The organism is Vibrio sp. 10N.222.51.C5, from assembly GCF_041474575.1.
Classification (GTDB): domain Bacteria; phylum Pseudomonadota; class Gammaproteobacteria; order Enterobacterales; family Vibrionaceae; genus Vibrio; species Vibrio crassostreae_C.
Genome location: NZ_JBFRUJ010000022.1, coordinates 132390 through 141917, shown reverse-complemented (window position 1 = coordinate 141917; position 9528 = coordinate 132390). Strand labels below are relative to the sequence as shown.

Sequence of the window (9528 nt, the reverse complement as noted above, 5' to 3'; positions counted from 1 at the left end):
AAAGATCAACACGCCCTAGTGACTTCCTAATAGACTGTTCTAGAACCTATCTATTTTAGAAAAATCCTAGTGGGTTAGTATCGTAGCTGATCAACAGGTTCTTAGTATTTTGGTAGTGATCGAGCATCATCTTATGTGTCTCACGGCCGATACCCGACTTCTTGTAACCACCAAACGCGGCATGAGCTGGGTAAGCGTGGTAGCAGTTCACCCAGATACGGCCGGCTTCAATGTTGCGACCCATTCGATACGCGAGGTTTGCATCACGCGTCCACACGCCTGCACCCAAGCCATATTCGGTATCATTGGCTATCTCGAGTGCTTCTGCTTCATCTTTAAACGTCGTCACCGCGATAACAGGACCGAAGATCTCCTCTTGGAATACTCGCATCTTGTTGTGCCCTTCCAACATTGTTGGCTGGATGTAATAACCATTACCGAGATCATCAGATTGCTGCGCAACTTCGCCACCTGTCAGCACTTTCGCACCCTCTTGACGACCGATTTCAAGGTAACTCAGAATCTTATCGAACTGCTCTTTTGAAGCTTGTGCGCCAACCTGAGTATCAGTATCTAGCGGGTTACCTTGTTTAATAGTTTGAGCACGCTCGACCACCTTGGCGATGAACTTGTCGTACACCGATTCATGGATCAGCACACGTGATGGACAGGTACACACTTCACCTTGGTTGAAGAACGCCAGCAACATGCCTTCGACACACTTATCAAGGTATTCGTCTTCATGGTTAAAGATGTCTGGGAAATAGATATTTGGAGACTTACCGCCAAGCTCAACCGTTGATGGAATCAAGCTTTCAGCCGCACATTTCAAGATGTGGTGACCGACTTCTGTCGAACCGGTAAAGGCCAATTTCGCTAAACGATCGCTGGTTGCTAACGCTTGACCCGCTTCGTTACCAAAACCATTGACGATGTTGACTACGCCTGCAGGTAGAAGATCAGCGATCTTCTCCATCATCACTAAGATCGATGTCGGTGTTTGCTCCGCTGGCTTCATCACAACACAGCAACCCGCAGCCAGTGCTGGCGCCAATTTCCAAGCCGCCATTAAAATCGGGAAGTTCCAAGGAATGATCTGCCCCACCACACCGATGGGTTCTGGGAAGTGGTAGCTCGCGGTGTTTGAATCTAGCTCGGCTGCGCTGCCTTCTTGCGCCCGAATACAGCCTGCAAAGTAACGGAAGTGGTCAACAACTAACGGGATGTCTGCCGCTAGAGTTTCACGCACAGGCTTGCCGTTTTCCCACGTCTCCGCCACCGCGATTTCTTCTAGGTGCGCTTCAATGCGATCGGAAATTTTAAGTAGGATGTTCGAACGCTCTGTCACACTGGTCGCAGCCCAACTCGCACGAGCTGCATGCGCCGCATCAAGTGCCAAGCTAATGTCTGCCTCAGTTGAACGCGCGACTTGGCAATACACCTGACCATTCACGGGGGACGTGTTATCAAAGTACTCGCCGCTGACAGGCTTCACCCACTCGCCACCGATAAAGTTATCGTACTGCGCTTTAAAGTTAACCACTGCGTTATCACTACCCGGCTGTGCGTAAATCATAGTTAGATCCTTCTTCGATTTGATATTCGTTATTGAGCTAGAGCTGTCTTATTTTTGTGGCGGCTCCCCTTGAGAAAAGAACTCATGACAAGACGCCCATGTTTATGCTTTCTGTTTAAAACACTGATACTTCGTGTTTTCTTCACAACAGTAACAACGCAAATCACACGCCAGAACTTCAAAACTTGTTGTTAATAAATTGTAAAACTATGATTACCAAACGTTTACAACCCAAAGTGAGTTGGCATTGAACGGACGTATGGAAACCACTCCAGTGTTCAACTGTTCCAAATTGGTACACCCTCACTGTTACGACATGGAACAGTCATGCACCTTCAACAAGCAAACACCTCAGATTGGCTTTCGTCCTCTTGGCACCGCAGCACAGAAGCGGGTCTAAAACAGAGACGACTTCCTGAAGACATTCGCCTACCACAATCGATTCTTAAGCAGCGACGTCATCAATCGGCTGACTTGATCCACATCGTCGAACGCAATGCGCTGCCTTTGTTTAATCAGATGTTTGCTCGTACCGACAGTCGTTTGATTCTGACCGATATTGAAGGGGTGATTCTGGCGAGTTGGGGACAGGAGCGGTTTAAGGAGAAGCTGACATCAATTGCACTCAGCTCAGGAGCGTGTTGGCAGGAACAACTTAAGGGCACCAACGCGATTGGCACCGCGATTGTTGAAGCTAAACCCGTGACCATCATTGGTGAGCAGCACTTCATCCACCAGCATCGATTTATCAGCTGTTCAGCAAGCCCTGTGTTTGATCACCAAGGGAACATGGTTGGCGTATTGGACATTACCAGTGAGCAGCAACAGCACGACAGTTCGGTGCAGCTACTGGTTCAAAATATGGTTCAGCTTGTTGAAAACCAGCTACTGAGCCACATCCCACAAGGCACCACTCGCATCGACCTCGCATGTGAGAAATCGTTATTACACAGTGGTTGGCAAGGGATTGTAATAGCCAATGAAGCTGGGGAGGTGGTGGCACACAATCAGGTCGCCTCTCAACTATTGGATCAAACCTCGATCGTCGGTGAGAGTATCGATACCCTCTTCAACCGAACCTCATTAGACACGCCTTTTGTATTTGAGAAACAACACCTCAAACAACCAACCACCAAACGCACGCGCTCCATTTCAGCATCGTGTGATTTGCACCATGGCGAGCAACAAATCGAACACGCTTGGCAGCAAGCCAACAAGGTAATCGATAAAGGGATCAGTTTGTTGATCTTAGGAGAAACAGGAGTTGGCAAAGGCGAGTTTGTTAAAGCGCTGCACAAGCAAAGCCAGCGTAAGTCTTCGCCCTTGGTAGCGGTAAATTGTGGCGCGCTGCCTAAAGACCTTATCGAATCTGAACTGTTTGGTTACGCGCCGGGCGCCTTTACGGGAGCAAGCCACAAGGGCTTCCAAGGTAAGATCCGTCAAGCAGATAAAGGGATTCTATTTCTAGATGAGATCGCCGACATGCCTTTAGAAGCTCAGTGCCGACTACTGCATGTTCTGCAAGACAAATCCGTGGTGCCAGTTGGTTCCAATCAAAGCTATCAAGTCGATTGTCAGATCATCGCTGCAACTCACAAAAACCTCGAGCAGTTAGTCGCAACAGGTGAGTTTAGGCAAGACCTGTATTACAGACTCAATGGCTTAGCCTTCACCTTGCCAAGCCTACAACACCGACAAGACAAGCACGCTTTAATCGAGCACATTCATCGTAAATACGCCGAAGACGAACAGACAATCTGCCCGCACTTGATGAGCTTACTGTGCGCCTATTCTTGGCCGGGTAATATCCGCGAATTAGACAACTTACTTAAGGTTGCTGCTCTATTAGCAAGTGATGAACCCCAACTCACACTCGAGCATGTGCCAAGCCACCTTGCTCAACACCTCACGTCATTAGCGCAAGATGATCATCATAAGTTCATCACAACCAATGCCATCGAAGGTAGGCCAAAATCCGATTTAAAAAGTACCGTTGAAGAAACCTTGTTGCAAACCTACCAAGCTAACCAAGGCAACATCAGCAAGACATCGCGAATACTCGGCATCAGCCGCAATACCATTTATCGAAAACTGAAAAGCTTGGGAATCCTATAATAGGAAAAGGAATCTAAGCTACTCAGAACTCAACTCAACAAGTTGATTGAGCACTTCTTTGTCCAACACTGGATGATGTTTGCTCGCTAAGATCAACACAATATCGACCGAAGGCAACGGCGGCATATCGTCAAGAATTTTCAAATCTGAAGTCACGCTCAGCTTACCCATCGCGCCAATGGCTAATCCGGCTTTAACGATCGCACGTTGTGCAGAAGCGGTATTGCTACACGCCAATAACTGATAAGGCCTGCCCTGCTTGGTCAAACCATTCACTGCCGCTGCGTGATACTTACAATCGGTCTGAAACAAAGCTAATGGGACTGGTTTAGACTCATCAAACACATAATCAGGGCTGCTTATCCATACTCCGGTATCGTGAGTCAGCCAATAACCCTCTTCACTATCCGGAGCTCGGGTGACAATTGCGGCATCAAGCCTGCCATCATCTAACCACTCTCTGAGTGTAATGCTGGGCAGGCTGAATACTTGAATAGAACAAGTGGGTTCTGCTTTCTGCAATAGGCGAATCACTTTTGGCAGAATAGTGTCGTTGTAGTCTTCAGGGCAGCCGAGTCGTAGAGGTTGTTTGTCTTCGTAACGCTTTACTTGCTTAAGCGCGGTATTGTGAAGGGCGACTAACTGTTCGGCATGAGAACGCAGCGCTAAGCCGGCTTCTGTGAGTATTAAGTTACGTCCTTCTTTTTGGAAAAGAGTGACGTTGAGCTCTTCTTCCAACTTTCGCATCTGCGCACTGAATGCCGATTGGGTGCGATTTATCTGTTTCGCTGCACGTGTGAAACTGCTGGTTTCTACAAACGCGAGAAAGCCTCGCAAAGCATCAATATCCATATTGAAATCACCACCCATCGTTTTTATTAATGTATTGCATCAAAATTATCCGTTAGTGCGCCGCAATACAATCCCCTAAGCTCAAATGCATACTCACTAAACGCAAGGAAGCAACGATGCGGCTTTATATTGGAAACCAGAACTACTCAACTTGGTCACTGCGCGCATGGCTAATATTCGACAACTACAATCTGAATGCAGAGGTCATCAAGCTCAAACTCTTCACTTCTGATTTTTACGACACTCTGGCAAAAGTGACGCCAACGGCCAAGGTTCCAACCTTAGTTGATGGTGACGTTGCGGTGTGGGATTCACTGGCGATTCTCGAATACGTTAACGACGCCCACTTAGACGGTGCAGCATGGCCAAAATCCACCAAAGAGCGCGCTCGTGCAAGAGCCATTTCCGCCGAGATGCACTCTGGTTTTTTTGCCGTCAGAAATGAAATGCCGATGAACTGCCGCGCCAAAAGAAAGCTCACACTGAGTGAAGACGCATTGAAAGACATCGCACGTATTGATGCAATATGGTCAGCGCAAATGGAACAATACCCTGAAGGATGGTTGTTTGGTGAATGGTCGATTGCCGATGCGATGTTTGCACCTGTGGCATTGCGCGTAGAAACCTATGGTATCCAGCTTTCAAAGAAGGCATCGCAGTATCAACAACGTGTGCTTAACAGTCCATCGATAAAAAAATGGCTGGCAGAGGCAAGCTTAGAAACCGATGTGGTTGAAGAAGATGAGGCGGGCAAGCCAGTATAAAATACAAGACACCCTTCCAAAGCTCACTAGTCTGTGAGCTTTTATCTAAACCTTATTAATTTGGTCGATTGTGATCGCCTAATCACAATGTGCAGATGTGATTGTTTATATTCAAAGAAATTCAAATAGTTAAGATAAACATCATGTTACGAGCAACGATCGCATTACTCAGTATTACTAGCTTCGCCGTATCTGCCAACGCCCATCTTCCTTCTGGAGAAGAGTGGCTCAACCATGCGACTGAAGGGCTTGCACCTTATTGGTTAATGCCTAGCGCTCAAGGAGAACCGGTAGGAAACTTCCCTACTTTCCGCTGTGATGACGGTACCTTGCTCGATGTTTCTGATGTGTGCCATGAACTAAACAAAGGCTGGATCACGCCACACTTTGGCAAAGAGTTTACGCGGATGAAGTCACGTCAAACTTATGCCTATGGCGTGCTCTACCACCTTAGTGGCGATAAGCAGGCTTTAGCGCTTGCCAAGCAAGGAGCCTACTACATCATTGATCAGCTAGAAGATAAGCAAAACGGCGGCTTTATCGGCTACACAAAAGAGGGAAAAGTAGGCCAGAATTGGCAGCAGCGTACTTCTCAAGATCAAGCGTATGCATTAGTTGGCCTTGCCATGTACTACTACCTGACCCAAGACAAAAAGGTAGAAGAAGCACTCATCGCCCAACAAGCTTTTATCTTTGATAAATATCGACTTAGCGACAACAGCGGTCTTGCTTGGGTACTCGCCGACGGTGAAGATGGCAGTGCAAAACGACGTGAACTGGTTGCGCAACTTGATCAAATAAACGGCTACCTGTTGTTAGTCGCTCCTCTGCTCAAAGAGCCCATCAAATCAAAATGGCTTGATGACTTAAACTGGCTCACGCAAGCCATGATTGACCAATACCATTCTGAAGATGAACAACGCTTCTACGGTGCAATTCACGATAAAGCAGCGATGATGCAGAATGCTAATCACAATGATTTTGGACACACCATCAAAGCGTATTGGATGACTTACCTTACAGGCCAAACATTGAATAACTCTGAATGGTCGGAGTTTGGTTTAGACGGTATGAAACACACTCTGGATCAGGCGCAATATCAGAAAGACTTTGCCAATGTATCTAACTACTTTGGTGAGCGACTTCAGAAAATGTGGCAAGGGCAAGATATCACGGGCTGGCAAAGCAGACCGCACAGTCAGTGGGCGTCATCATGGGAGTGGGCGGAGCTTGATCAAGCAGCCATGACGGTTTCGCTTGTCGATGGCTCAATGAAAGACGTCCTGCAATACACCCTACCGACCTTTCATGATGTATGGGTCGACCATAAATACGGTGGTGTCGGGCTTGACCCAAAACGCACCAAAGCTTTCCATTGGGGCAACGGTTATCACCAGTTTGAACATGCGCTGATTGGCTATTTGTTCGCTCAGCAAGTTGACGCGAAGCCAGCAATATTGCATTACGCAAGGCCGACCAACAGCGAGATGCCAATGGAACCGTATTACTATCAAGGCGATGTGGTGGAGCTATTGAATAAAGATGACGGAACGCAGAAGGTCAGTTTCAATAACATTCGACCTTAGCGTTGGTTGTTTGTTCTAAATGGACTTGAGATTCAGGGCTACGGGGAATGGACAAGGTCAAAGAGTTAGCACAATAGTGATGTCGCAGACCAAACAAAAGCCGCTGTTGATGATCAGCGGCTTTCTTGATGGAGATAAGCGGAGGTTAGTTGTCCAACCCTTTAATTGGGTTCATCGAGTGATAAACGGTGTTCACGTCACCAGTCATCGACAATGAACTCAAGTCATCAATGAAGAAACGGCTGGTCATTGTGTGCTTACCGCCATTGATAAAGATTTCGATCACTGACTTATCAACATAAACCTCGATGATTTGCTTGGTGCTCAACCTCGGTGCTTTTCTCACTGAGCCAAACTCTTCCGCGTAGAGCTGAGACATCTTACTGCGATCAAGCATGAACTCCTTTTCTGTAGCACTGAATACGATGTTATCACCCGCAACGTTAGTAAGTGTAAACTCAAACTCGTCAGTATCCGTTTCGAGCTCAACCATGAAGCTGGTTGTATCCAATTCAAGAGCATTTTCAACCACCACAGCTTCACCCTGTAGCGCTTTCAATTCAGGTAAAGCAGACTGAACAAGATAGCCATCTTGGATTTGAAGTTCGCGTGGTAACGACAACATGCCCGCCCACTGATACTCATTAGATGGTGTATCAATCTCAGGCAGACCAATCCAAGCAATCAGAATACGGCGGCCTGTATCATCTAAATAAGTCTGTGGTGCATAGAAATCGAAGCCATAATCTGGCTGCGCAATATCTTGGTGGTTTTCCAGTTCTACCGAATCGAGATTTAAGCGGTCACCGACGATATAAGCCACCGAGTAGATATTTTTGAAATCGTATGGATTTTCGCTAGACACACCTTGTGGAGAAAACAGCATCACCGACTGATTCTCTATTTCAAAGAAATCTGGGCATTCCCACATATAGCCAAGGTTGTTGTAACGAGTTTGAATTGGACCTTTGTGCTGCCAATTCATCAGGTCTCGGCTGCAATATAGCGCCATAGAGCCAGTATTTTGAGGCGTTTGAGCACCCACAACCATCAGATAATCGCCGCCCTGTTTCCACACTTTTGGGTCTCGGAAATGTTCGGTGTAGTGATCGTTTTCGATAACCACGCCGTGCTTTTCTATTTTGCCGTCAGCAGACATCTTGGCAAAACATTGAGTTGGCACTCGCAACCAATTTCCATCGCGCTTGTTACCTGTAAAAAACAACAATGCATTGTCGTTTTCAACCAATGCACCACCAGAGTAAACACCGTGAGAGTCGTAATCTTGGTCTGGGTGCAAGCCAATGCCGTGGTCTTCGAAATGAACGAAGTCTTTGGTAGAAAGGTGGTACCAGTACTTCATACCATGGACGGGGCCAACTGGCGTCCATTGGTAAAATAGGTGGTGTTCACCATTAAAGAAACACAGACCATTCGGATCATTAAGCAGACCAAACTTAGGCGCAATATGGTAGCTTGGATAGCCAGAGTCTTGTTTGCGAAGCTCTACCATCGCATCAATACTCTCTAGAGAAATATCCTCTATACGGCGATATCTTTGCTCTACTGTCCAGTTCGAGTTCAAACTCATACACTCTCCTCTACGGCATTCGTATTTGAAGAGTCTTTTTGAATAAACTGAGTAAGAGCTTCTTGCGTTGGAAGTGCGGTCATTGCGCCTTTTTGCGTGGTCGCCAGTGCACCACACCCATTCGCCCACTGAATTGCAGAATCAACGACTTGTTGATTGTTCCACTCATCATCTTGAGAAAGCTTTGCAAGCAAACCGCCAACAAAAGCATCGCCTGCACCCGTGGTATCCACTGGCGTCACTGAGCGACCTGAAATCAACACACCTTGGTTTTCAAATACTCGCCAAACGCCTTTCGCGCCCTGCGTAACCAGAACAAGCGTGTTGTTAAGATCTGCAATGTTAGCCAAACCTTGTTCCATCGAAGTTGAATCGGTTAAGAAATCCAGTTCTTCTTCTGAGAATTTAACCACATCAGCCAATTCAACCGCTTTCATGACCACAGACTTAATTTCAGATGGGTTTTGCCACACTTCATCACGAAGGTTTGGATCGAAGCTGATGTAACCGCCCGCGGCTTTCATACGTCGGATCGCTTCGAAGGTACTGCTTCGGCTTGGTTCATTAGCCAAAGAGATCGAGCAGACGTGTAGCCACTCGTTTTTCTTAAATTCGGGAATGTCTTCAACAGACATAAACTGGTCGGCACTTGGCTTAACCATAAACGTAAAGCTACGCTCGCCTTGGTCATCAAGATCGACCACCACGGTTGACGTGCGTTGTTCAGGGTCCTTCACCAAACGCTCGGTATTCACACCTTCCTTTTGCAGAGTCACTTCCATAAAAGTGCCAAACGGATCGTTACCCACTCGGCCAAAAAATGCGCTTTTGCCTAAAAGGCGAGAAATCGCTACCGCGACATTAGCAGGCGCACCGCCCGGACATTTCAATAATGTCGCGTCAGTCTCCGGAATGAGGTCGACGACGGCGTCTCCAGTTACCCAAACTTGATTCATCTTTCTTACCTTAAAACTGAAAATCATGACAACCGAAAGCGATGGCAATCGAAAGCAGTAGCAACCAAAAGCAAGGTGACACTTCACG

At 47.0% G+C, this 9528-nt stretch carries 7 protein-coding genes; 3 read left to right on the top strand and 4 right to left on the bottom strand.

Annotated elements, in window-relative coordinates; all coding sequences use genetic code 11:
• Positions 1-55 precede the first annotated feature (55 nt).
• Positions 56-1576, bottom strand: a complete 1521-nt coding sequence (locus tag AB4558_RS08540; RefSeq protein WP_137002175.1) for an aldehyde dehydrogenase family protein — start codon at positions 1574-1576, stop codon at positions 56-58.
• A gap of 327 nt (positions 1577-1903) precedes the next feature.
• Here AB4558_RS08540 and AB4558_RS08535 point away from each other — a divergent pair, with 327 nt between their 5' ends.
• On the top strand, positions 1904-3691 hold the full coding sequence (locus tag AB4558_RS08535) for a sigma-54-dependent Fis family transcriptional regulator (RefSeq protein WP_372158618.1): 1788 nt from the start codon (positions 1904-1906) through the stop codon (positions 3689-3691).
• A gap of 18 nt (positions 3692-3709) precedes the next feature.
• Here AB4558_RS08535 and AB4558_RS08530 read toward each other — a convergent pair whose 3' ends face one another.
• Entirely contained in the window at positions 3710-4561 is an 852-nt protein-coding gene (locus AB4558_RS08530) for a LysR family transcriptional regulator (protein WP_372158615.1), read from the bottom strand.
• 98 nt (positions 4562-4659) lie between these two features.
• Here AB4558_RS08530 and AB4558_RS08525 point away from each other — a divergent pair, with 98 nt between their 5' ends.
• Both AB4558_RS08525 and AB4558_RS08520 read left to right on the top strand, forming a co-directional pair.
• Positions 4660-5307 carry a glutathione S-transferase family protein gene (locus AB4558_RS08525; protein ID WP_372158612.1) on the top strand — a complete coding sequence of 216 codons (648 nt, stop codon included), beginning with the start codon at positions 4660-4662 and terminating at the stop codon, positions 5305-5307.
• A gap of 143 nt (positions 5308-5450) precedes the next feature.
• Positions 5451-6893, top strand: a complete 1443-nt coding sequence (locus tag AB4558_RS08520; protein ID WP_372158609.1) for an N-acylglucosamine 2-epimerase — start codon at positions 5451-5453, stop codon at positions 6891-6893.
• Positions 6894-7038: 145 nt separating this feature from the next.
• On the opposite strand, the gene AB4558_RS08515 is transcribed toward AB4558_RS08520, so the two are convergent.
• On the bottom strand, positions 7039-8484 hold the full coding sequence (locus AB4558_RS08515; RefSeq protein WP_372057757.1) for a sucrose-6-phosphate hydrolase: 1446 nt from the start codon (positions 8482-8484) through the stop codon (positions 7039-7041).
• A complete protein-coding gene (locus tag AB4558_RS08510) occupies positions 8481-9440 on the bottom strand; it encodes an aminoimidazole riboside kinase (RefSeq protein WP_017061624.1) in 960 nt (319 codons plus the stop codon). The genes AB4558_RS08515 and AB4558_RS08510 overlap by 4 nt, the downstream gene beginning before the upstream one ends.
• Positions 9441-9528 lie beyond the last annotated feature (88 nt).